Below are 21054 nucleotides of genomic sequence, written 5' to 3' on the forward strand. Positions count from 1 at the left end.
CAGGGGTGGTGCAGCTATGCAACTTTTCCGCCGCAAAAAGTCGCTCGAAATCCGGTATTTGGAGCTGAAGGAGCAAATCGACCACGCCGTGGCCGCGCAAGAGACCCACCGGTGGAGGCAGATTCGCGACAGAGCGTGGGAGCTACTCAAGGACGCTGTACCGTTGTTCGTTTCCGACCCGAAAGCGCCCATCATCGCCCATGCGACGGCGAAGATCGCCATAGTCCCAGAAATGGCGTCGGGCAGCTGGCACCGGGTGATGGCGCTCGGCTGGATTGCCTCTACCGCAATTGGGTTTCTGGAGACCGCGAAGGGTCCGGAGTCCGATCCTCAACTGATGGAGGTGCTCGCCAAGGACCTCTACCGGCGAGCGGAGATGACTGCGTACGCCGCCCATCGGGCGGGCGTACCGATGAACGTCGCAGTGATTGCGGAGCAAATCACCTCTCTGCGCCTGGGAGAACGGGCGCTGCAACGGTCCCTCATGGCCATGGCTTCTCGCTCCATGGCGGACTTGGAACATATGGAAGACCTTATGGGTACCCGGCTGCGGCTCGCGCAGACGTCGGCTGCATTCGGCCCACTGGAGTTCCGCGGCAAACCGGAGGAGATGAACGGCTGGCTTGAGGAGTCGGCGCGGCGCGAGTTCGCCACCATTGACCAGGATCGGCGAGGCGGCCGAGTGGCAATGGTCGGCGGTATTGTCGCTCCCCTGGAGGCGATCCGACTCAGTGGGCGGTCATTGCTTTATGTGAGCGGTGGGCTGTTTGAGGGCGTGGCCGTCCTGCTCGACGAGTCCGCGTTGAACGATCCCACTCGGCAGATATCCAGCAGCATTAGCTTGCCCGGAATCGACGTCGATGTGGTTGCGAGTAAGGTCGCTAGCCTACACAAGGCCGCCGCCGATCGGAGATCTCGGTTGGTCAGCGGAAGGCTGTTTTCTCAGCACATCGAGCAGCTGCTGGCCTGGGTAGGTGACACGGTGTGGCGGCCGATTCTGGACCGCTGGCCCGATCTATCGCAGCGGCCCGTAGCCGTGATCCCGCTTGGCGAGTTCGCTCAGCTTCCTCTTTATACTGCCATGGTGGAAGGACGCCCTGCCTGCTCGGTTCTTGATCTAACGATTGCCCCGTCCGCCCGGTCCCTGGTGATGGCTAGCGAGTATCCAACTGCTAAGGGGAAGGTATTGGTTGCAGCCGATCCTTCCTCGGGCGACGACGAATTGCCCTGCGTTGTCGACGAGGCTAAGGCGGTCGCTGCGGTCTATGGCACGGATCCCACCATTTTTCGCGAGTCGACCGTGTTCGCTTCGCAGGATGGTCGCCTGCGTACTGTTTCCGGTCGCCCGCCGGATGAATCTGCCGGCACGGAGCTGTTGAGCCGCCTTCGTAGCAGCGCTGTCGTGCACTTGGCCTGCCACGGCGTCATCGCCCCGTACGCACCACTGAAGTCCGCGTTGATTCTCGGCGGAGCGCTGAGCCTGGAGACGGTACTGGCCGAGGATTTGTTGCCTGGCTGCACGGTCGTCCTCTCTGCCTGCGACTTGGCGGGCATTGGCATTGATCTGCCTGGCGAGCAACTGGGCTTCCCTGCGGTCCTGCTGGCAGGGGCAGCCCGGAACGTCGTCGCCGCCTTGTGGCCGGTGCCAGACACTCCACGCACAGTCCGGCTGATGAAGCGCTTCCATGAAGAACTACCGAGTGCCACGCCTACGCGAGCACTTGGTACCGCTGTCGGACATGCCTTCGACTCGGGTGCACCGGCATCGGTGTGGGCACCGTTCACCTGCTTCGGCGCCTGAACGTGGCATCCGTCGCCTTGTCAGCTCGCCCGAACGATGTGCGAGTCGCGCACGGTTGTCTCCCTGCATACGCATGGTAAACACTGCCTCGGGTGCGCGGGCGGTGCGGAGGGCGGCTACGACGCCGGAAACAAGGCTTTCAATCGGTCCCCGGGTCTTTCCCGGGGACCGATTGCGTTTTCCGATCGGACTCACAGGGCAGCAGTCGGTCAGCGTCGCCGGCCGGCGGCCGGCTGACCGAACCCTCGCCCCGGCTCGGCCTGCGGCGTCGTGACCGCCGCAGGTCCGGTTCCTGCGTCTGTGAAGGAGGTCTTGGCCAGGGCCGCCGGGGATCCTGACGCCGTCACCGTCGCGTGGGCGTTGGTTCTGGTCGTGGTGACCAGAGCCGGTGGTGCGGATCGGGCGTGGATGAGTAGGACCGTCGCATCTCGCGCGTCGTGCTGCCCGACCCCGCGGGCGAGCCGGTCGGCGCTGGCTTGGGCATCGCTCATGCCCGCCAGCTCTGCCGCGAGCTGGCGCTCGGGGATCGCGCGGTGCACGCCCTTGTTGCACAGCAGCAGCGGCCCTTCGTCAAGAGGGCACACGCTGATATCGCCGGCGCGGATGCTGGAGGTGAGCAGCACGTCCGCGATACCGGGCGATGGGTGCTCTCCCTGATCGCGGCGTTGCCGGGCGGCGGTGTGATCGGCGGTGACCTGGGCAAGTTGGCCGGCGCGGATGGTGTAGGCGCGGCAGTCGCCGGCCCAGGCAAGCTCCCACCGTACGCCGTGACGGTGTGTCGGGGATGGGTACGCAGAGACGACGAGCACGGAGGCGTCACCCGCCTGATTGGGGTGGGCCCCGCTGTAGAAGGCATTGATCGCTGCCCGCGCGGCGTGTAGCCCGGCCGCTGGCGTGGAGCGCAGGCTGACCGTCGCCGCGATGTCGGCCGCCATCTGCGCGGCGGTCGCGGCCTGGGCGTGGCGGCCGATGCCGTCGGCAAGTGCCCAGACGGTGATTCCGCTGCTCGGGTCGTGGCGTGTGATCGCGGCAGTGGTGCCGGCGCGGCGACTCCCCGTGTTGTGAGCTGTGGCCGAGACAGTGATGTCCGTCTCGGCTACGCCATGAGAAGGGCTGGAGGGCGTTGGGACCTCGGCTGGTGGGCCTGCCGACGGTTCAGCGGTGGAGGGCGGGGCGGCTGTGTCCGGAGGAGGGTCGGTTCCGCCGGGGGTGTCGGTGCGGGCACTCCATGCCTCGATGACCCCACGCGCGACGTCGGTCGAGGCCAGGCCGAGCCGCTCGGCGGCGGCTTCGGCCATGTTGCGGGTGGCGTGTGGGGCGTCGACGAACAGCTCGGCGATAGCCTGGTAGGCGGTGATCCGATCTTCGACGAATCGGACCGGATCGGTGATCCGCTTGGTGGCGAACAGCCGGTCGAGCGTGTTGGTCATCTGGACGTGGGCGAGGGGTTGGATGGCGCCGATGATTTCGCTGATCGCCCAGACGGGATCCATGGCGCCGAGCATGTCGGCAGGGTCCTGTCCCTCCGGCAGGCGTACTCCGGAGACATGGCCGGGCCATCGAGAGGCGACCGGGTACACCCGGTCGGCGGCTCGACGTCCGGCGTCGTCGCCGTCGAAGGCCAGGATCAGGTGGGCACCTGGCAGGGTTTGTTGGATCAGGTCGAGCTGATCTCGGGTGAGGTTGGTGCCACACGGTGCGACCGCGTACAGCGGCTGCGTCTCGGGGATGGCGGCGTGCGCGGCGGCCAAGCGGTGCATCGCGAGGACATCGGCGGCGCCCTCGACGACGAACACGATCGGGTCGCCGATACCGGCGGGCCGGTTCGCGAGCTGCTGGCCGAGACCGTACAGCAGCAGGCGTTTGCGGTAGATGGCCGTCTCCGGCGTGTTCAGCCACTTGGCCTCGGCGCGTCCGCCCAAGTCGCGGGCGGTGAATCCGACGACGCGGTTGTGTACGTCGGTGACGGGGAACATGAGCCGGTCGCGGAAGCGGTCCAGTAGGTGTCCGCTCCTGTTGTGGATGAAACCGAGACCGGCGCTGGTCACCTCTTCGTCGGTGAATCCCGCTGCCCGCAGGTGGGTGGCCAGTTCGGTCCACCGTCCGGGGGCGTAGCCGACCTGCCAGGGGCCGGTGGGGTCCGCTGCGGTGTTGATGCCGTGGCCGTGCAGGTAGCGGGCCGCCTTGCGCGAGACAGGCAGCCGGCTGGCGTAGAACTGCGCGGCGGCGGCGTTGACCGCGTAGAGGCGTTCCGGCGGCGGGGCGGGCCGCTCACCGGGCATCGTCGGCCTCCGTGGGCGTGGCCGGCGCAACCGTGCTGTCCGTGTCCGCCCGCAGCGTTGCGAGGGTGTGCACATGTACGAGGTGGGACAGTGCCCGCAGCTCACCGGCGAGCTCGTCGATCTGCCGCTGTAGGTCGGTGAGCATCGCCTCGACCCAGCGCAGGTCGGCCGACAGCCGGGACGAGTGGCCCTTCATGACAGGTCTCCGCGGTCGGTGGACGGCGTTGAGTCCGAACCCGACGGACCGAGGTGGTCGGTGCCCAGGTCCTCGCGGGCGGTGCGGGTGATGGCCTCGACAGTGGCGGTGGTGTCGGCGCCGATGATGTCGGCGTGGTCGCCGCGATACCACGGCATCAGGTCGATCATGGCGGCTCGGGCGCCGGTCGCGAGCAGGATCGCCCGCCCCCGCTTGAGGGCGCGGAGGTCGCCCGGTTCGAGGATCCGGCGCCGTTGGGCGCTGGTGGAGTAGCTGGTGTGACCGTTGCCGTCGCGGTTGATCGAGGTCGTCGCGACGTCGTGGTCGCCGATCAGGCGGGAGATGTCCTCGGCGTGGCGGGCGTCGTCGAGCCCGGCGCCGATGAGCTTGACGGTGGCGGCGGACCAGAGGGCCGTCATGCCGCGCTCGCCCCATACGCCCTGGCCTTGGGCGATGTTCTGGATGATGGTAATCGGGATGACCCCTCTACCGCCGAGGTGGCTGTAGAGCTGCGGCAAGTCATTGATCTTGCAGATGTTGGCTGCCTCGTCCAATACCGCCAGGACGGGCGGGTCGATGCGGCCACCGGCGGCCTCGGCGTGGACGACAGCGGTGCGGAACACGGCGTCGGTGAGCGCGGCGACCAGTGGAGCGGCGGCGCCCGCGCCCTCCTTGCTCAGGAGGTAGAGGGTGTCGCGGGAGCCGGGGAACGTGGTCACGTCGAGCCGGTCCAGGGCGCTGGTCGGCGGTGTTACCCAGGCCATGATTTCCGGATCGGACAGGCACCGGGCGGCCGTACGCGCGGTTTCGTAGACGCCGTCTCTGGTTTCCGGGGCCCCTCCTTGACGGCCGGCGAGCGACCGGGCGGCCTGGGGGTACCCGGCGGCCCGCAGCAGCGTGACCGGCTCGCGGCTGGTCACGTCGGACAGCCAGGCTTGCACGTCGGTGAGGGTGCCGCCGGAGTTGGCGGCGGCGAGGAAGAGACACATGAGCAGGTCGCCTGCGGCCAGTGGCCAGAACGGGTCGGAGGAGCCGACGCCCCGGATCTCCTGGATGAAATGGTCGGCGAGCCGTGCGGCTTCCTCGACACCGGTGATGGTGGCCAGGGGGTTCCACCAGAGGGTTTGGGGTTGACGGGTTACCCGTTGCGGGTCGAACGTCCAGACCCGGCCGACCCGCTCGCGGGCTCGGGCGGTGGCGGCCCACAGGTCGGAGCGGTTGCTGGTGGCGAGGACCGGTCCCGGGGCGTCCAGGATCGGGGGTACGGCGAGGCTGGTCGTCTTGCCGGCCCGGGGCGCCATCACGGCCAGGAGCACGTCTTCCCAACTGGACCGCAGGACCGGCCCGCGGCGGCGGCCCCCGGTCACGAGTCGTCCCAGCGCGATGCCGATCGCGGTGGCTTGCACCTGCTTGGGTCCACGTCCGGCGAGACTTGGCCGTAGCCGCTGTGCCCGCGCCAGCGCGGTCGCGCCGATGAGTTCGTCGACGTCGCGGGTGCGGGCGAGGGACGGCAGCGGGTCTCCGGCCTGCGGGCGGCGGGCCTGCCACCACGCCCACGCCCAGAAGCCGGGCACGACCGTCATGGTGAGCAGTAGCGCGTAGATCAGCGCTACCAGTAGCGGCGGCACGCCGGGCCACAGATGCTGCCAGTCCTGGTCAAGCAGGCGCTTCGTGAAGTCCCAGCCGAAGGATGGGCCGGTGTCCCAGGGGCGGCCGGCGGCCAGGGCGGCGAGGCGGCCGGCGATCCACGCCAGCCAGGTCAAGGCTGCGGTGGCGGCGCAGGCTCCCAGGATCAGCCACGGGGCTAGGGGATATCCGCCGGCGTTACCGCGTGGGTAGATCGGCTGCTGGTTGCGGATGCCGCTCATCGGGCACCTGCCCGTACGGCGGCGTCGGTGTCGTAGAGGGCGAGTTCTTCGCCGACCAGGTGCAGCGCGACGGGCATCCCCGCCCGCTCGCCGGTCTTGACGAGGTACTTCCCGCGACCGGGATGCATGGCGCCAGGCACCATTGCTTCCGGGGCGGCCCAGGACGCGACCATGTCCCGCTCGGGCACGGACAGCCGGACCATCTGGCTGATCCGGTCCAGCTCCCGGCCAGGCAACGCGGCTAGGACCTTGATGGCGCACCGTTCGGCCATGCCGCGTCCCTTGGCGCGGTCCTCGTCGCTGGCCAGCGCCTCCAGGTCGTCCAGAGAGTGGGTGAGCATGATCTGCGCGACGCCGAGGTTGCGCGACAGCCGGGTGAGCGCGTCGGCCGGCTCGACCAACCCGGGCGCTCCCCGCAGCGCACGCCACAACTCGTCCATGATCGCCAGATGTCGCCGTCGGGGAGCGAGGCCCTGGTCGGCGAGCACGGCAGCAGCGTCGATGACCGCGTACCCGTAACTCCAGGTGGACAGCATCGCCGCGGCGACCAGCTTGTCGCCGGCGGCGGCCACCCGGGAGATGTCGATGCTGACCGCCTTGGCGTACAGATCAATCGGGGTGGAGGTGGCGGAGTCGAAGACACCAGCGAGCGTGCCCTCGCACAACAGGCGCAGGGTGGCGACCAAGTCGTCGATCCGGCGGCGGTAGTCGGCCGCCGAGGTAGCCCGCGCCGCGGCGCGGATCGTGTCCGGTCCCTGATCAAGCACCGCGAGCACGTCGGGGATCACCGGATCTCCGGTGCGCCGCTCGGCGAGCAGGTCGACGACCCTGCCGAGGACGACCTCCTCGGTGTTGCTGACCTGCCCACCGTCGCGCACAAGCGTGCACAGGGCGATGAGCAGGGTCAGCCGCCGCCCGCGTACCTCCAGGCGAAGCTGGTCGGCGTCGGGTCCGCTCATCCTGGACAGCACGGTGCCGAGCGGACCGGCGTCGAGCGGGTTGATCCGGTCCAGACCCCTGCCGACCCGAATGACCTGACCATCGAGGTGCTGCACGACCCGGCTGTAGTCCGGCTTCGTGTCACCGAGAATCAAGATCTGGGCGCCGGTGGCCGCCATTCCCACAACTAGCCGCTTGGCTAGTGCGGACTTGCCTGCGCCTGGCTGGCCGAGCACGAAGATCCCGGTGTTGGTGATCAGTCCGGCGTTGAGCCACTCGAACGGGTCGAGCAGCACGGACTCACCCCAGAGCTGGTGGCGGCCGATCGGCACGCCCAGCAGGGGAGCGCCACTGCCGGCGGTGAACGGGTACAAGCCGGCGGCCTGCACGGTCGTGGCCTGGTACTCGGTACCGGCCGTTACATGCACGGCGCGCCCGGCACCCGGGTGGCGCCATCCCCAGGCCGGGGGGATCGGGCCGAGCGCGGACACGTCACTATCTGCGAATGCCATGGGAATGCTCCTGAAAGAGGGAGGAAGGTCAGTTCGGCCACTGCTGGGCCAGCACCGGCGGGCAGATCCCGGCCGGGAGGGTGACGGCGAACCCGGCCGCCTGGGAACGCCACAGGCGGCGAAGCCGCACCTTGCACGTCTCCGCGCGGCTTTCCACATCCGCGACGGCCCGGCCGAGGTCGGCCGGATCGAGCACGGTGGTGGTCACCCAGAGGCTGACCAGGCCGACACCTGCGCCGAGCGCCTCTTCGCGAGCTGCCTGAGCGGCCTGCTCGTGGTCGGCGATGTCCCGGGCGGTCGGATCGAGCTTGCGGGCTCGCCGGTAGGCGGACCGGAACTGGGCCGCGTTGACCTGCCGCTCGACCTCGCCGGCGGCTTGCCCGGCGGTCATCGGGCGGTACAGCAGCGTGACCCGTTTCGGCTGCTCGCCGGGGGCGAGTAGCCGGGCGAGGACGTGGTGGGTGACCGGCTGACGTGGTGCCTCGTGCCACGCCCAGGTCACACTGGTGGCGCCGTCGTGCTCGTAGCGATCGGTGTGTTCCTCGGCGGCGACGCGATTCGACGATAACTGAAACCCGACATCGATCGCTGCGACGGCAGAACCCACCGGTACGGCGGACGGTCCGCTACTCCGGAGGATCTCGGTCGCAGCCGGTGGTGCGAGCAGCTGCTTTCACCACCTACCGGGGGAGGCAGGGTTGCGAGTCCGGCTCGGCAGTACCAACGGGCAGTCCGATAACGGCCCGCGGCGCGGGTTGCTGTGGTCATCCGTGGCACCGGCCGTGGTGGTGGCGGTGATCGGTCTGGGCGTCGCGTTCTGGGCGGTGACGCTGCCGGCAGGGCCTGTTCCAGTCGTGGCTTGGCTGGTGCTCATGGTCGCGGTCGGTGCCTGCGTCGTGGTCGTCGCGGGCGCCACGGTGCGCGCTGGTGGGCTGGCCCGGTCCATTGCCCGCAACGTGGTGGCTGTCCCGCCTGCTGGGGGTCTGCCGATGGTGGTGGCGCAGCAGGAAGTGTATGTCGGCCTTGCCCGCCGGTTGCAGGGTCTGGTGCATCGGGAAATTCAGCTGCTGGACGTTCTGGAAGGGCAAGTCGAGGATCCTGATCTGCTAAAGGGTCTGTTCCAGGTGGACCATCTGGCGACCCGTATCCGCCGCTATGCCGAGAACCTGGCGGTGGTGGGCGGGGCCGTACCACGGCGGCAGTGGAGCAGGCCGCTGCCGCTGATGGAGGTACTGCGTTCGGCGATCGTCGAGGTGGAGCACTACGCGCGAGTGCGGGTGGTGCCTCCGGTGGAGGGCACCGTACGCGGGCACGCCGGCGCTGACGTGGTGCATCTGCTGGCCGAGTTGATCGAGAACGCGACCACGTTCGCGCCTCCGCATACGGAGGTGACGGTGCGCGCACGACGGGTGGCGGCCGGGGTGGCCGTCGAGGTCGACGACCGGGGCCTGGGGATGCCTCATGCGGAGCAGGATCGGGTGAACGCGTTGCTGGCGGACCCGGACCGGGTGGAGGTCGCGGATCTGCTGCGTGACGGCCGTATCGGGATCTGGGTGGTCTCGGCGCTGGCCCGCCGGCATGGCATCGCCGTCAGGGTGCAAAACAACGTCTACGGCGGGGTGCAGGCGGTGGTCATCCTGCCGGTGGACCTGCTCGGGGATCGGACGGCCGACCAGCCGGCCGCCGCGGACGCAGGCCGCCCCTCGCCGCGAGGGGGACCGGCAGGTATCTCATCACCCACGCTCGGTGTCGCGGTCATCCCGGCCAGCGCACTGCACCCTTCGCCGCCGACTGCGGGGCAGGTGCAGGGGGCGCCCCGAGGCGCGTTGCCGGCGAGGTACGACGCCACCACTGCCGGGCACATGCAGGAGGCGAGCGGGACACGCCCTGCGCTGCCTCGCCGCGAGCGGCAGGCGCATCTGGCGGCACCGCTGCGGGAGCACCGTCCGGCAGCGGTGAACCAGCCGTCCGGTGAGCACAGCCCGACGCTGATGGCGGACTTCCTGCGCGGCGCCGCTTCCGCCGACGCCGAGCAGCACAGCGGGCGGCCGGGTTCATGACCACTGACCGTGTGATGTCGAGAAGAGGAGTTGTGCGATGACTGGTAGTGCGTCCGGATCGGAACTGGCCTGGCTGCTGTCCGGCCTGGTGGAAAGGGTGCCGCATACCCGCAGCGCGTTGCTGCTGTCCTCCGACGGGCTGCCTCGCGCGGCCCACGGAATGACCGACGATAGCGCGGATCATCTGGCGGCGATCGCCTCCGGCCTGTTCTCGCTGACCCGCAGCGCCGCGGACCGGTTCGACGCGGGCTCCGGCGTACGGCAGGTGGTGGCCGAACTCGACGAGACGCTGCTGTTCGTCACCGCCGCAGGCGACGGCGCGGTGCTGGCGGTGCTGGCAGGCAGACAGGCCGACGTCAGCGTACTCGGCTACGAGATGTCCCAGATGGTCAAGAGCGTGCGGCCGTACCTGGCGACACCCGCCCGGGGCACCGTACTGCCGTCCCCCGCCCTGCGATGACGGCCGGCGGCGCGCATCAGGAGGCGTGGCTCGACGAGGCGGCCGGACGTCTGGTGCGCCCGTACGCGGTCAGCGCGGGGCGGACCCGACCCACCACGGCGATGGAGTTGCTGTCGTGGGTGGTGGCCACCGGCGTACGGCCCAGGGGCCGGTTGGAGCCGGACCACGACGTGGCGCTGAGGCTGTGCGGCGCGGCTACCACAGTCGCCGAGGTCGCCGCCCGGATGAGGCTGCCGGCGGCGGTCACGAAGGTGGTGTTGTCGGACCTGGTGGCGGTCGGCGCGGTCCGCACCCGCCCACCCAGCCCCGCCGCCGACCCCACCGACCGAACGATCCTGGAGAGACTCCTTGCCGGCCTACAACAGCGACTCTGACCACCTCCCGCATGCCCTCAAGATCCTCATCGCGGGCGGGTTCGGGGTCGGTAAGACCACCTTCATCACCGCCACGAGCGAGATCACGCCGCTGCGTACCGAGGAACTGCTCACCGTCGCTGGCACCGGCGTCGACGACCTTGCCGGGGTGGAGGCGAAGGCGACCACCACGGTGGCGTTGGACTTCGGTCGCATCACCATCGACCCCGCCACCGTGCTGTACCTGTTCGGCACACCCGGGCAGGACCGGTTCTGGTTTCTGTGGGACGAACTGTGCCACGGCGCGCTCGGCGCGGTGGTCCTGGTCGACACCCGCCGCCTGCCGGACTGCTTCGCCGCCGTGGACTTCTTCGAGTCCCGCCGGATGCGATTCCTGGTCGCTGTGAACGAGTTCGACGGCGCCCACCGCTATGAACCGCACGAGGTACGCCAGGCCCTGGGGTTACGCCCCGAGGTGCCGATCGTGACCTGCGACGCCCGCCACCAACGGTCCGCGACCGTCGTGCTGCTGACGCTCGTGCAGACCCTGCTCACCCACCCCGCCCGGACCTACCCGATACAGGCAGGCAACCCGACATGACCGACAGCTTCGAACCTCCACCCCTCACCCCGCCCGACCCGCAGGCCCCACAACGACTCCAGCGCCTTCGCGCGCTCGGCCTCGGCCGACCGGAACGCGACTTCGACGACTTTGCCCGCAACCTTGCCGACATCACCGACATGCCCTGGGCGATGGTGAACTTCCTCGACGAGCACGGCCAGTTCTTCGCTGGTCTCTACACCGGCCGCAGCACCCCGCCGGGATTGTCGGCGCCCACCCCAGTCGAACCGGGCCGCCGCATGTCACGAGACCAGGGCTTCTGCCCCCACGTGGTGCACCGCCGCTGCGCCCTGGTCCTCGACGACGTCTGCGCCTACCCCCGATTCGCCGGCAACCCGGTCGTCGACCAACTCGGCATCCGCACCTACATGGGCGCTCCACTGATCGACCACACCGGCACCACCCTCGGCACGATCTGCGTCGTCGGCCCCGAACCCCGCACCTGGGGCCAGGAAGGGCTCACCACCATCAAAGCCTGGGCCGCTGACCTGTCCACCCACATCAACCGGCGCGACCACCACCCGCGATAGCCGGGACACCAGCCCGAACACGCCACCGACCCCACGGGACATCCACACCTCGTCGTGCCGCCCCGACCGGCGGCACATCCGTTCGGAACTGCTTGTGACAGCACCCCCACCACGGGCCTTCTGCCTGCGGCGTACCCCGCCGCCACCACTGGCGGACGCCGTGGGCGACTCACGAGGAGATCGGCAGATGGTCACCGGCTACCGCCTTACCCCCCGTCACACCCGCCTGCGCGACACCGTCCGCGCGTTCGCCGAGACCGAGATCGCACCCCACGTCCCGCACCTGGAGACGTCCCGGACCGTGGCACACGAACTGTCCCGACACATCGCCCGCCAGGGCTGGCTCGGCGTCACGATCGACCCGACCTACGGCGGACTCGGGCTCGGCCACCTCGCCAAAACGATCATCATTGAGGAACTGTCCCGCGTCTCGGCAGCCATGGGCGCCATGATCCAGGCATCCCACCTCGGCACCGCGAAGATCATCCACTTCGGCAGCGACCACCAGAAACAGACCTGGCTACCCGCTATCGCCGCCGGCACCTGCCTACCCACCATCGCCGTCACCGAACCCGGATCCGGCAGCCACGTGCTCGGCATGACCACCACCGCCGTCCGCGACGGCGACGACTACCTCATCACCGGCACCAAAACCTTCGTCGGCAACAGCCACATCGGCGACCTGCACGGCGTCGTGGCCCGCACCGGACCCGGTTCCCGTGGCCTGTCCGCGTTCCTGATCGAAGCCGACCGCCCCGGCGTACACCTCACCCCACATCAACCCGCGATGGGACTGCACGGCTTCAGCTTCGGCGAGATCGTCTTCGACAACTGCCGCGTCCCCGCGGCCAACCGGCTCGGTACCGACGGCGACGGTCTCGACGTCGCTTACTCCCCCAGCATCCTGTACGGCAGACCCAACCTCGCCGCCGTCGCCCTCGGCCTGCACCAGGCGATCCTCGACACGACCATCGCCTACACCACCAGCCAGCACCGATACGGCGATTCGCTGGCCCACCTACCAGTCGTCACACAGCGCCTCGGCACCATCCAATCCCGGCTGATGACCGCCCGACTGGCCGTCTACCACGCCGCCCACCTGCTCGACACCGGACAACCCTGCGACGCCGAACTCATCAACGCCAAACTCATCAACGCCGAGTACGCCATCGACTCCGCCCGCACCGCCATGGAGATCCACGCCGCGCACGGCCTACACCCCCAGCAATCATCCTTGGAGCGCTACCTCCGAGACGCCCTGCACATCTTCGCCCCGGCCGGCACCTCCGACATCCAACTCCTCCGGCTCGCCGAACACGCCCTCGGCACGACCACCCCACCCTGGTCCGCCCGCTTCAAAACCCCCGCACCCCGCCGATCCGCAATGAGCGTGGGGCGATGACACCCACGCTAGCGACGAGAGCGTGTCGCCTGTTTACACCCACCCACGACCTCGGGCGTTCCACCGACACGCTGCCGGTGCTGGCCGACTACCTCCGCACGCGACTCGGTTCGCCGCCGCTGCGCCCGCCCGTGGCCGTCAGCTTCGATGTCGACGACACCCTCGTCGACACCAGTACGAGCCTCGCCCACGGCGTCAGAGCAGGAAGCCAACTCGCAGCTCAACTGTCCTCGCAGGTCGATCCGGACGAGCTGACCGCTGCCTACCACCAAGCGTTCGGAACCTTCTGGACGCATCCCGCCGACACCGGCACCCACAGCCTGCACGACCTGCGTCGACGGTTCTGGGGCACAGCGCTGCGGAGCATCGGTGTCACGCTCGACAGCATCGACCTCGGCCGGCTGGCGCACACGTGCGCCGCCACCCAGCTCGCCAAAATTGAGCCGGACCCGGAACTCCACCGCCTTATACGGACGTTGGCAGACCGCGTACCGATCGCGGTCTGCAGCAACGGGCCGCGCGCTTCGATCCAGCAGAAGCTGAGCAGGGCCGGCCTCACCCAGTTCGTCACCGCCGTCATCTGTGCTCCGGACAGCGGGATTGCGAAACCCCACGCCGCTCCCTTCCACGCCTGCAGCCGGGCACTGAACGTCGACCCCACACGATGTCTGCACATCGGCGACAACTGGCGGACCGACATCCAGGGCGCTCAAACAGCCGGCCTGATTCCGATCTGGATCTCCCACCAGCCGACGGATATCCCACCGCACCCGGCGACCGTGCCCCGGTACCCCACCGTCACCCACGCCATCGGCGACCTACTTCACCTCCTACCGCCCACCCTCTCGAACGACGTGGCCGACTGACAACGCCTGCCACAGCAGCAGCGAGCCACCACTCCCATAACCACGACCGAGAACAACGATGAGGAACACCCCGTGACTCCGCTCCGTACGCCAGCCTCGCCAGGACGACCGCGGACCTCCCGAACGGTACGACTGACGGCGGCGTTGGTCTCCCTCACCGTCGCCATGACACCAGTCCTCACCTATCTGATCCACACCGGCCCGCACCAGCGCACCGCTGACGCGACGCAGATCCCCGCAGGCTGGGACGCGGCCTCCGACCGTGGGGACATTGCCGCACCGTCGCCGATGCTTCCGGCCCCGACCAGCGCGCCATGGGTTCCGGCAGGCCCGGTGCTGACCCGTCTGGCCAGCAGCCTTAGCACCGCACCCGCCGACACCACCAGCGGCAGGTACCAGTACGTCGAACGCCGCACCTGGTACCGCGACATCACCGGCCCACCCGGACCGGCCGGATGGCCGCAGCGCATCCGCGTCGACCAACTCTGGCGCACCGACGACGCCGCGAACGGCCGGCAGGTCAGCACCCAGATCAGCACCACCGGCTGCACCCCGGACGGTCCAGACCACAGCTGGACAGGCCAGAGCGGGGGCGACCGGTTCGACCAGCCACCACCGACCAGGGCCACCGACCTGCGGTCCCACCTGCTCATCACCGCCGGCCCCGACCGGGACCGCCCGGGGCACCTCATCGGCGGCGTCGCGATGCTCTACGAACGTCACGCCCTCACCCGCCCGGTCCGTGCCGCGCTCCTCCGGCTCCTCGCCGAGCAACCCGGCCTCCTCGTCCAAACCGGCGTCACCGACCGCGTCGGGCGGACCGGCGTTGATCTCGCCCTGCCGTACACCGATCGTTCCGGCGTGGCACGACGCGACGTCCTCACCATCGATCCGAACACCGGCCAGCTCCTCGCCGCCTTCACCGCCATCACCGGTCCCGTCCCCTCCGCAGATCCGCTCCTGGGGCCCCACGCCCGGGACGCGATCGCCGCTGAAGCCGACAGCTACCGGCTCTACACCGACAGCCGCCGCACCCCGGACACCGACACCCCGCCGGCCGGCTGCCAACACCCCGCCGCCACACGCTGTCTCACCAGCCTTGGTGGTGTGCACGTCCTCGCTGCACCGCTGGGAGCAAGCAGGTGCGGTCGTGGGTGAGCTGATCGCCGGAGCTGTCGGGGTGCTGGTGCTGTACGCGGCACTGATCAAGGGCGGCGCATCACCGCTCACGTGGGCGCTGTATCGACGCCGCCTTACCCGAGCACTCACGGGCTTCGTGGTCCTGCTACTCGCCTGCGCTCTCCTTCTCCACCTGACGGACACCATCGGCCACCCCTAGCCAACCGTCTTTCCACAGCCGACAACGCCCATTCGTTGCCACCTGTCCCCAAGGCGACAGCCGACGTGACGTGCACACTCGTGGGCTTACTCAATCGGGCCCGCCGCGAGCTGCACGGCCTCACGCCGTAGCCGACGTGTCCGCCGGACAGTTTCGTGGGCTCGGCAGTCCCGTGCGGCTTCGGCAGTCAGCGCAGCCCAGCTTGGCGTAGCAGGTCTCGCAGCCCGTACCCGTCGTCCACGACGACATCCGGCTCGACCCCAGACGTGGGCACCGTCCGTGCGGTGCGGGACGACCGCATGAGGATCGCTGCCCCGGCTCCGGCGTAGCGGGCGCAGGCGATGTCACGGTCGATCATGTCGCCGACGAACCAGCACTTCCCGATCGGTGCGGCGATCGTGTCCGCCGCGCGCCAGGCCAGCTCGGGGTTCGGCTTGCGTACCCCGATCTCGTCGCTGTACAACTCGGCGGCGAACAGCGCCCCGAGACCTACGGAGGCGAGGAAGTCCCGGTGAGCGGCCCCGCTGATCGCGTTGCTCACCACGACCATCGGAATCCCACCCGCCGCCGCTGCCTGTAGTGCTTCGGTGATGCCGTCGCGTACGGTCCAGTTGTCGCCCCACGCCCACGCGTAGCTCAACGACACCGCCTCCGCCCGCACGGCAGCCCGTGCCGCCTCCGGCCAGCCCACGGTGATGAACTCGTCCCAGACCTGGTCGTGGCTCGCCTCCCGCGGACCCCGTTCCCGGCTAGTGTCATCGCGCCAGCGCGAATACCGACGGGCTCCGTTGGTGATGTCCCGGACAATCGTGTCGACCGGGACGGCGTGTCCCGTGAGGGTGTGCAGCCGCTGAACCAGGTCGGGTGGAAGGGTCCGCTGGTGGCGGGGCGACTCGACGAGAACGCCACCGAAGTCCAGCAGCAGCGCCGCAGGCGGAAACAGCATCATGCGTCCATCGTCGCTGCAACAGGCGCCGCGTGCGGGCAGAAGACGCGGAGCTCACGGACGGTCACGGTGCTCCGGCGTACGTAAGCGCTGCGTCCATCGGGTGTGGGCCCGGCCTGGTGGCCGGGCCCACACGCGTTGGGTTACTCCTCCTCTGGGTCCTGTTGGTCCTCGTTGCGGTCGACGGCCCGATCGGCGCGGTCGGGGAATCCGTCCTGCGCAGTCGGCGAGTGCGGGTCTCGCTCGGCCGCCTCGCGGATCCGGTCGGCCGCCTCGCGGGTCATTGGGGTCTCCTTCGGCATGGTGTGCACCTCCCTCCGGGAAGCACCGGCATGCGCGCACGCCAGTCGCGCTACCGACAGAGGTTCACGGGCGTGCGCGCACGTCAGGGACACGAGTGAGCGGCGTTTCTCGGCGCGGTGACCACGTCGCACGCGGGTACACCGCAGGCCCTCGAACTTCCCGTCCGGGGAAGTGGCCGCGCCCCGCCCCAGCACGGGGTTCGGGACGACACGTCTCATTGATAGGTCTGCGGTCGAGGCGGGCCCGGCCGCTGTCGGGCGTTCCACCTTGCCGCCGGGGAATGCCGGCCAGCGCGCGGACCATCACCTCGCTGGCTCCCGACACGGCCCGATGCGTGGACCGCACCCCTGATGCTCACCCCGCCGCTGGCCGCAGTCAAGGACCTGACCTGCGAGTTTCCTGAGCCGCCCGCTTCGGCCACCGACCCGGTCAGGCCGAGGGCATGCTCGAACCGGATGCTCTTTCCCCCGTGACAGATCCGGCTGCAGCGTCAGGTCAACTCCGGTGGAGGATCGCGTCGGCGGACAGGACAAGGGCGGCCAAACCGAACGCTGGCGGGTCTGCGTCGTTCTCGGGAGTGAACCGGAAATACAGCAGCGGCAGCAGATGGGCGGCCAGGCGCTCCCGATCCACCGGAAGCCCGGCGAGCCGGTCCAGCAGCCACGCCATGCTCAGCACCCGGCGGGCGAGCGGATGCGCGAGGCAGGTGGTGAGATGCAGATGATGGTGAGTGGTCGCGGCGTGGGCAATGAGCAGCCCCGTGTGCTTGACACACGAGGTGATCAGTTTCGCCAGGAGGTATTCGAGATCGTGCAGCCCGGCGTACTCGTAATCGATCAGCCACCATCGGCGCCCGTCGCGAGCGACGAGCACGTTGTTGAGATGCAGGTCGCCGCTGGCGTGGACGACCCACAGCGGCGGCTGCCTGAGCTTGTGGTGGGTGAGGTGGAAGAGATCGGCGAGGGTGGAGTCGAGCGGGTCACCGTCGACAGTGATCCGGTGCCGGGCCCACGGACGGAGTCGGGCGACGAGCTCGGCCGCCCAGGCCGCGAGGACGGCCGGGGTCTCCTCGGTGTGATCCGGCGGCCCGTCGAGGTCACAGGCCGGCATGAGGGTGTTCTGCGCGGCGGTGGCCAGGTGGTCGGCAATGTCGCCCAGGACCGTCTCGAACCGGTCGGGATCGGTGGCGGCCAGCCCGGCAAGGGGTACCCCGTCGAGGTGCTCCATGACCAGTGCGGCCCGACCCTGCCGATAGTGCAGTGTCGCCGCAGGGACCGGGTAGAAGCGGGCAAGGGTCTGCAGGCCGGAGAACTCCCGCTCGGCGCTCGCCCGGTCCCGGCCGAGTTTCACCACACCTGCGGGGTGGTCATGCCCGTCTCGAACGGCGAACACCGGACTGGTGCTGGGTCGCAGCTGCTCGACCCGGCCGTCCGGCGACCGGTAGACCAGAGCGGGCCGGTGATAGTCGGGCTCGACCAGGTAATCGGCGGTGACGGCGACGCGGATGTGGGTGATCGCGGCGTCGACCGCTGTGGCCAGGGGGAGAGGGCTGGGCCGGGAGGCCAGCGCCGCGGGGTTGATCCGGTCGGCGGTGAGAAGGCTCCAGCGGCCATGATCGTCCTGCCCTGCGTAGAGCAAGTCAGCCGTGTCCGGCCCGGTGGGCAGCCACACTGGGTACCAGACACGGCGGGAGTCCGGACCGGTGAGCCGGCGGTGCAGAATCGGACCGAGCTTGCGCCAGGTGACACCGTCACGGGAGACCGCCGCCGCGACGCTGCGCGAGCTGCATGCACCGTAGGCCATGACCAAGATGCCGTCGGCGGTGCCGACAACCGCTGGGCAGTCGACTCCGTCGGCGTCCGCGCTGCCTGGTTCGCCATGGTCGAGGGCTACCCCAAGACGCTGCCACACCAGCCCGTCGTCGGAGCCGGCTACGAACACACGTCGCCCTCGACTGCCGTGGATGACGTACCACATCCACCAGCCGTCCCGCCGTCGCAGCACCGAAAGCGAGAGCACTTGACCAGCTAGAGGCTCCAGACCGACGACGGTATTGGGCGGGGACCACGTGATGAAGTCGCCGATGCCCCTCGGCGCTGACGCCGCTGAACCAGACATGCAAGTCCTCGCCGTCGCTGGCCAGGCTCGCGCCGGGCACCGCATCCACGCCAGGCGGAATCGGCATCCGCACGCCGGCGTTGACGGCACATGCCGCGGTGCTCGTCATAGTCATGATTCGTAACCCGGTTGAGTCGCCACCACGACCTCTATGACTCTCCAGCGCGTCAGCGGTGTCACCGGTGACCACCAGCAGGATGCGACCGAGATGCTGAGCCGCGCCCACCGCCATCGGGTTTCGGCCAGCGGCAACTGTTCGCCGGTGGCGGCCTACGACGTCCAGTTGAGGGCAGACAGGTACTTGGCTCGACGGCTGCCGATCAACTCCTCGGACTGCCGCGTCCGGCAGTGTCTGCGTCCACCGTTGACCGCCGGGCGGTTCGGCAACCATCCCAGCCACCTTCCTTCCGGCCGACCCTGTCGTTGAGAGCCGGAGACTTTCTCCAGCGCAGTCGATGAGTCCTGTGTCGAGCAGGTCCGACAGCGAATTCCGACACCAGGGCGGATGGTGAGTTTGATGTGATCTTGGGAGCGGCGACAGGATGCGGGCCGGCGCGAGTCGGATGGACGTAGCCCTGCGGGCTGGCGGAGCCGCAGGTGGTGAGGACGAAGAATGGGGTTCACATTCGCATACGATCGGCGATCACCTTCGGCGTTCTGTCGGTGGCTTTCTGTAGCTTCCGGTCATGTCCGCGTTGACGTATGAGGTGAAGGACGCCCGGAGTCCGGTGGCCGTTTGGTTGCGGACGAGGTTCCCGGCGTACAAGGAAATCCAGGCAGAGTTCCGAGTCGCGGCTGGCCCGCAGCGACTGGCCATGCCGCCCGGAGTCGCACCAGGCACTCAGGGCGCGGCGATCGACTTCTGGCTGCGCATGCTCGTCGACCCGAACCCGTCGATCGCCCTGCCCCTGATGGGGCTGTTGTCGGGGCGGGCGCCGTGCGTGCGGGCCGGTCGGGAACTGCTTGGCGAACTCGCGGCCGGAGACACACCCCGCCGCGTTGAAGGCGGCGGTGTGGAACTGCGGATGCGGCCGGCAGGGTTCGCTGACCGTGGTGATGAATGGTGGGCGCGGGTGTGCTATGCGCTGGCGCTTCTCGTGGAGCTGTATCGAGCGGCGTCGGTGGAGCACTCCCGACTCATGCACCTGAGCGAGTCGAGCAGGGCGGCGGACCTGCTGGGGCTGGCCACCGACGCGGAGGTGACCGACCTGGTCGCGATGCGGGATTTGGCGGCCGAGCGGCTGCTGTCGGAGTTGCCGCCAGGGCCGGTGACGACCGGCATGACCTTCGACGGCAGTGCCGACCTGAAGGCTGACGCGGACCTGATCGCTGGTGGGATGCTGGTCGATATCAAGTCCGGCCAGGGAGGCAAGCCCCGTGCGGATGGCACTCGTGCTGCCTCGCTGGCGCGCACCGACCTCGACCAGCTACTTGGGTACACGCTGATGGACTACTCGGACCGGTACGGGCTGCACACCGTCGCGGTATACGCGGCGAGGTTCGGCCACCTCGCGACATGGCCGATCGCCGAGCTGGGCGAACGCATGGCCGGACGCCCGATCGACCTGACGAGACTGCGGGCAGAGTTCGCGCAGGTGCTCCGCGGCCAGCTACCGCCCTACCAGGCCCAGCGAGGCTGGTAACCCTCATGCCGGGCAGTTGGGGCGGGCAGACCTGGCAACCCCCCGCTTCGGCCGCGGCGGTGAAGGCTCGCCCATTGCTTACGGCGGGCTCCCGCGCAGCGATCACCTCGCGCATACTTCATGCATGTCCTATTCGGAGCGCGATGTGATCGGCTGGTCCGAGGCCGTAACGAACCTCCACGGCAATACCGCTCAAGGCGCGGGCGACGTGCGGCGGGCCTACGAGGCGATGGCCAACGTGTGGTCGGCTTACGGCTACCAGGACGCACCGACCGAGGTCCTGAGGATGCTCATCGACGCCACCGAGGTCGGATACATGGTCGCCCTCAACGACATCCGCAACGGCGACCTCGACGACGAGATCACGATGTGGCGCCCGGACCTGGCCGAGCAATAACCCCGGCACTCCGGGTCGCGGTCGGGTGCCGCTTCGCAAGTTGGTCATGGGACTCACGCCGAGGGCGCTTGCACCAATCGGCGCCTTCGGCAGCAGAGTGGCGTGCGCGAGACACGCCGCGTTACGTCTCGGGTGCACAGATGGCTGGATAGCTGTCATATCGGACATGTTGGTGCAAAACTACGACGAGGCCTTGGTTGGAGATCTGGAAAGCGCCTACCGCCTCCTCTGTTCACTGAACGAAGACTCTGCCGGCGGATCAATCGGCGAAGTCGGTAGCGCGCCTGGCGGGTCCGAACAGTTACTGAGCCATTCCGAGTAACGGGCCGTAACCGTGGGTAGTGGCCGTTTCAGGTGGTTCGTCCGTGCTCGATGTGGAGGATGGTCAGGGCTGCGGCGACGATATCGCCGATCTTC

General features: G+C 69.1%; 20 protein-coding genes. 12 read left to right on the forward strand and 8 right to left on the reverse strand.

What is annotated here, in order from left to right:
* Positions 1–16 precede the first annotated feature (16 nt).
* The gene (locus ACFHWY_RS12440; protein WP_416580312.1) at positions 17–1801 is read left to right on the forward strand and encodes a CHAT domain-containing protein; all 1785 of its coding nucleotides are present in this window, start codon (positions 17–19) and stop codon (positions 1799–1801) included.
* Positions 1802–2010: 209 nt separating this feature from the next.
* On the opposite strand, the gene ACFHWY_RS12445 is transcribed toward ACFHWY_RS12440, so the two are convergent.
* Genes ACFHWY_RS12445 through ACFHWY_RS12465 form a run of 5 tightly spaced genes read right to left on the reverse strand, consistent with a single transcriptional unit; the run spans position 2011 to position 8205 of the window.
* A complete protein-coding gene (locus ACFHWY_RS12445) occupies positions 2011–4083 on the reverse strand; it encodes a toprim domain-containing protein (protein WP_416580313.1) in 2073 nt (690 codons plus the stop codon).
* Positions 4073–4279, reverse strand: coding sequence for a hypothetical protein (locus ACFHWY_RS12450; RefSeq protein WP_416580314.1), 207 nt, complete (start codon positions 4277–4279; stop codon positions 4073–4075). Before ACFHWY_RS12450 ends, ACFHWY_RS12445 begins: the two co-directional genes overlap by 11 nt.
* On the reverse strand, positions 4276–6147 hold the full coding sequence (locus ACFHWY_RS12455; RefSeq protein ID WP_416580315.1) for a type IV secretory system conjugative DNA transfer family protein: 1872 nt from the start codon (positions 6145–6147) through the stop codon (positions 4276–4278). Before ACFHWY_RS12455 ends, ACFHWY_RS12450 begins: the two co-directional genes overlap by 4 nt.
* On the reverse strand, positions 6144–7598 hold the full coding sequence (locus ACFHWY_RS12460; RefSeq protein ID WP_416580316.1) for a hypothetical protein: 1455 nt from the start codon (positions 7596–7598) through the stop codon (positions 6144–6146). Before ACFHWY_RS12460 ends, ACFHWY_RS12455 begins: the two co-directional genes overlap by 4 nt.
* Positions 7599–7626: 28 nt before the next feature.
* On the reverse strand, positions 7627–8205 hold the full coding sequence (locus tag ACFHWY_RS12465) for an SCO6880 family protein (protein ID WP_416580317.1): 579 nt from the start codon (positions 8203–8205) through the stop codon (positions 7627–7629).
* Positions 8206–8368: 163 nt separating this feature from the next.
* Here ACFHWY_RS12465 and ACFHWY_RS12470 point away from each other — a divergent pair, with 163 nt between their 5' ends.
* From ACFHWY_RS12470 to ACFHWY_RS12510, 9 genes are all read left to right on the forward strand, one after another.
* On the forward strand, positions 8369–9658 hold the full coding sequence (locus tag ACFHWY_RS12470; RefSeq protein WP_416580318.1) for a sensor histidine kinase: 1290 nt from the start codon (positions 8369–8371) through the stop codon (positions 9656–9658).
* A 37-nt stretch (positions 9659–9695) separates the two neighbouring features.
* A complete protein-coding gene (locus ACFHWY_RS12475) occupies positions 9696–10118 on the forward strand; it encodes a roadblock/LC7 domain-containing protein (protein WP_091330044.1) in 423 nt (140 codons plus the stop codon).
* Positions 10115–10492 (forward strand): DUF742 domain-containing protein, encoded by a 378-nt coding sequence (locus ACFHWY_RS12480; RefSeq protein WP_416580319.1) that lies wholly within the window; start codon positions 10115–10117, stop codon positions 10490–10492. The genes ACFHWY_RS12475 and ACFHWY_RS12480 overlap by 4 nt, the downstream gene beginning before the upstream one ends.
* A complete protein-coding gene (locus ACFHWY_RS12485) occupies positions 10467–11072 on the forward strand; it encodes a GTP-binding protein (protein ID WP_416580320.1) in 606 nt (201 codons plus the stop codon). The genes ACFHWY_RS12480 and ACFHWY_RS12485 overlap by 26 nt, the downstream gene beginning before the upstream one ends.
* Positions 11069–11623 carry a GAF domain-containing protein gene (locus ACFHWY_RS12490; RefSeq protein WP_416580321.1) on the forward strand — a complete coding sequence of 185 codons (555 nt, stop codon included), beginning with the start codon at positions 11069–11071 and terminating at the stop codon, positions 11621–11623. Before ACFHWY_RS12485 ends, ACFHWY_RS12490 begins: the two co-directional genes overlap by 4 nt.
* A gap of 187 nt (positions 11624–11810) precedes the next feature.
* On the forward strand, positions 11811–13025 hold the full coding sequence (locus ACFHWY_RS12495; RefSeq protein ID WP_416580322.1) for an acyl-CoA dehydrogenase family protein: 1215 nt from the start codon (positions 11811–11813) through the stop codon (positions 13023–13025).
* Positions 13022–13891 (forward strand): HAD family hydrolase, encoded by an 870-nt coding sequence (locus ACFHWY_RS12500; RefSeq protein WP_416580323.1) that lies wholly within the window; start codon positions 13022–13024, stop codon positions 13889–13891. Before ACFHWY_RS12495 ends, ACFHWY_RS12500 begins: the two co-directional genes overlap by 4 nt.
* 165 nt (positions 13892–14056) lie before the next feature.
* Positions 14057–15049: a hypothetical protein gene (locus ACFHWY_RS12505; RefSeq protein ID WP_416580324.1), complete on the forward strand. Its 993-nt coding sequence runs from the start codon at positions 14057–14059 to the stop codon at positions 15047–15049.
* A complete protein-coding gene (locus ACFHWY_RS12510) occupies positions 15042–15230 on the forward strand; it encodes a hypothetical protein (RefSeq protein ID WP_416580325.1) in 189 nt (62 codons plus the stop codon). The genes ACFHWY_RS12505 and ACFHWY_RS12510 overlap by 8 nt, the downstream gene beginning before the upstream one ends.
* Positions 15231–15417: 187 nt before the next feature.
* On the opposite strand, the gene ACFHWY_RS12515 is transcribed toward ACFHWY_RS12510, so the two are convergent.
* From ACFHWY_RS12515 to ACFHWY_RS12525, 3 genes are all read right to left on the reverse strand, one after another.
* Positions 15418–16176 (reverse strand): HAD family hydrolase, encoded by a 759-nt coding sequence (locus ACFHWY_RS12515; protein WP_416580338.1) that lies wholly within the window; start codon positions 16174–16176, stop codon positions 15418–15420.
* 143 nt (positions 16177–16319) lie between these two features.
* On the reverse strand, positions 16320–16460 hold the full coding sequence (locus ACFHWY_RS12520; RefSeq protein WP_416580326.1) for a hypothetical protein: 141 nt from the start codon (positions 16458–16460) through the stop codon (positions 16320–16322).
* Positions 16461–16974: 514 nt separating this feature from the next.
* Positions 16975–18498 carry a phosphotransferase gene (locus ACFHWY_RS12525; protein WP_416580327.1) on the reverse strand — a complete coding sequence of 508 codons (1524 nt, stop codon included), beginning with the start codon at positions 18496–18498 and terminating at the stop codon, positions 16975–16977.
* Between the two features lie 785 nt (positions 18499–19283).
* Between ACFHWY_RS12525 and ACFHWY_RS12530 the strand changes: the two genes are divergently transcribed.
* Both ACFHWY_RS12530 and ACFHWY_RS12535 read left to right on the forward strand, forming a co-directional pair.
* Positions 19284–20240 (forward strand): hypothetical protein, encoded by a 957-nt coding sequence (locus ACFHWY_RS12530; protein ID WP_416580328.1) that lies wholly within the window; start codon positions 19284–19286, stop codon positions 20238–20240.
* A gap of 124 nt (positions 20241–20364) precedes the next feature.
* Positions 20365–20637, forward strand: coding sequence for a hypothetical protein (locus ACFHWY_RS12535; protein ID WP_416580329.1), 273 nt, complete (start codon positions 20365–20367; stop codon positions 20635–20637).
* Positions 20638–21054 lie beyond the last annotated feature (417 nt).

The organism is Micromonospora sp. LOL_024 (genome assembly GCF_048060415.1).
Classification (GTDB): domain Bacteria; phylum Actinomycetota; class Actinomycetes; order Mycobacteriales; family Micromonosporaceae; genus Micromonospora.

Excerpts from the sequence above, each read along its gene's own strand:
- ACFHWY_RS12530 (WP_416580328.1), top strand. The coding sequence starts at position 19,284 with ATGTCCGCGTTGACGTATGAGGTGAAGGACGCCCGGAGTCCGGTGGCC.
- ACFHWY_RS12520 (WP_416580326.1), bottom strand. The coding sequence starts at position 16,460 with ATGACCCGCGAGGCGGCCGACCGGATCCGCGAGGCGGCCGAGCGAGAC.
- ACFHWY_RS12475 (WP_091330044.1), top strand. The coding sequence starts at position 9,696 with ATGACTGGTAGTGCGTCCGGATCGGAACTGGCCTGGCTGCTGTCCGGC.
- ACFHWY_RS12460 (WP_416580316.1), bottom strand. The coding sequence starts at position 7,598 with ATGGCATTCGCAGATAGTGACGTGTCCGCGCTCGGCCCGATCCCCCCG.
- ACFHWY_RS12495 (WP_416580322.1), top strand. The coding sequence starts at position 11,811 with ATGGTCACCGGCTACCGCCTTACCCCCCGTCACACCCGCCTGCGCGAC.
- ACFHWY_RS12505 (WP_416580324.1), top strand. The coding sequence starts at position 14,057 with ATGACACCAGTCCTCACCTATCTGATCCACACCGGCCCGCACCAGCGC.
- ACFHWY_RS12490 (WP_416580321.1), top strand. The coding sequence starts at position 11,069 with ATGACCGACAGCTTCGAACCTCCACCCCTCACCCCGCCCGACCCGCAG.
- ACFHWY_RS12450 (WP_416580314.1), bottom strand. The coding sequence starts at position 4,279 with ATGAAGGGCCACTCGTCCCGGCTGTCGGCCGACCTGCGCTGGGTCGAG.
- ACFHWY_RS12455 (WP_416580315.1), bottom strand. The coding sequence starts at position 6,147 with ATGAGCGGCATCCGCAACCAGCAGCCGATCTACCCACGCGGTAACGCC.
- ACFHWY_RS12480 (WP_416580319.1), top strand. The coding sequence starts at position 10,115 with ATGACGGCCGGCGGCGCGCATCAGGAGGCGTGGCTCGACGAGGCGGCC.
- ACFHWY_RS12445 (WP_416580313.1), bottom strand. The coding sequence starts at position 4,083 with ATGCCCGGTGAGCGGCCCGCCCCGCCGCCGGAACGCCTCTACGCGGTC.
- ACFHWY_RS12535 (WP_416580329.1), top strand. The coding sequence starts at position 20,365 with ATGTCCTATTCGGAGCGCGATGTGATCGGCTGGTCCGAGGCCGTAACG.
- ACFHWY_RS12440 (WP_416580312.1), top strand. The coding sequence starts at position 17 with ATGCAACTTTTCCGCCGCAAAAAGTCGCTCGAAATCCGGTATTTGGAG.
- ACFHWY_RS12500 (WP_416580323.1), top strand. The coding sequence starts at position 13,022 with ATGACACCCACGCTAGCGACGAGAGCGTGTCGCCTGTTTACACCCACC.
- ACFHWY_RS12515 (WP_416580338.1), bottom strand. The coding sequence starts at position 16,176 with ATGCTGTTTCCGCCTGCGGCGCTGCTGCTGGACTTCGGTGGCGTTCTC.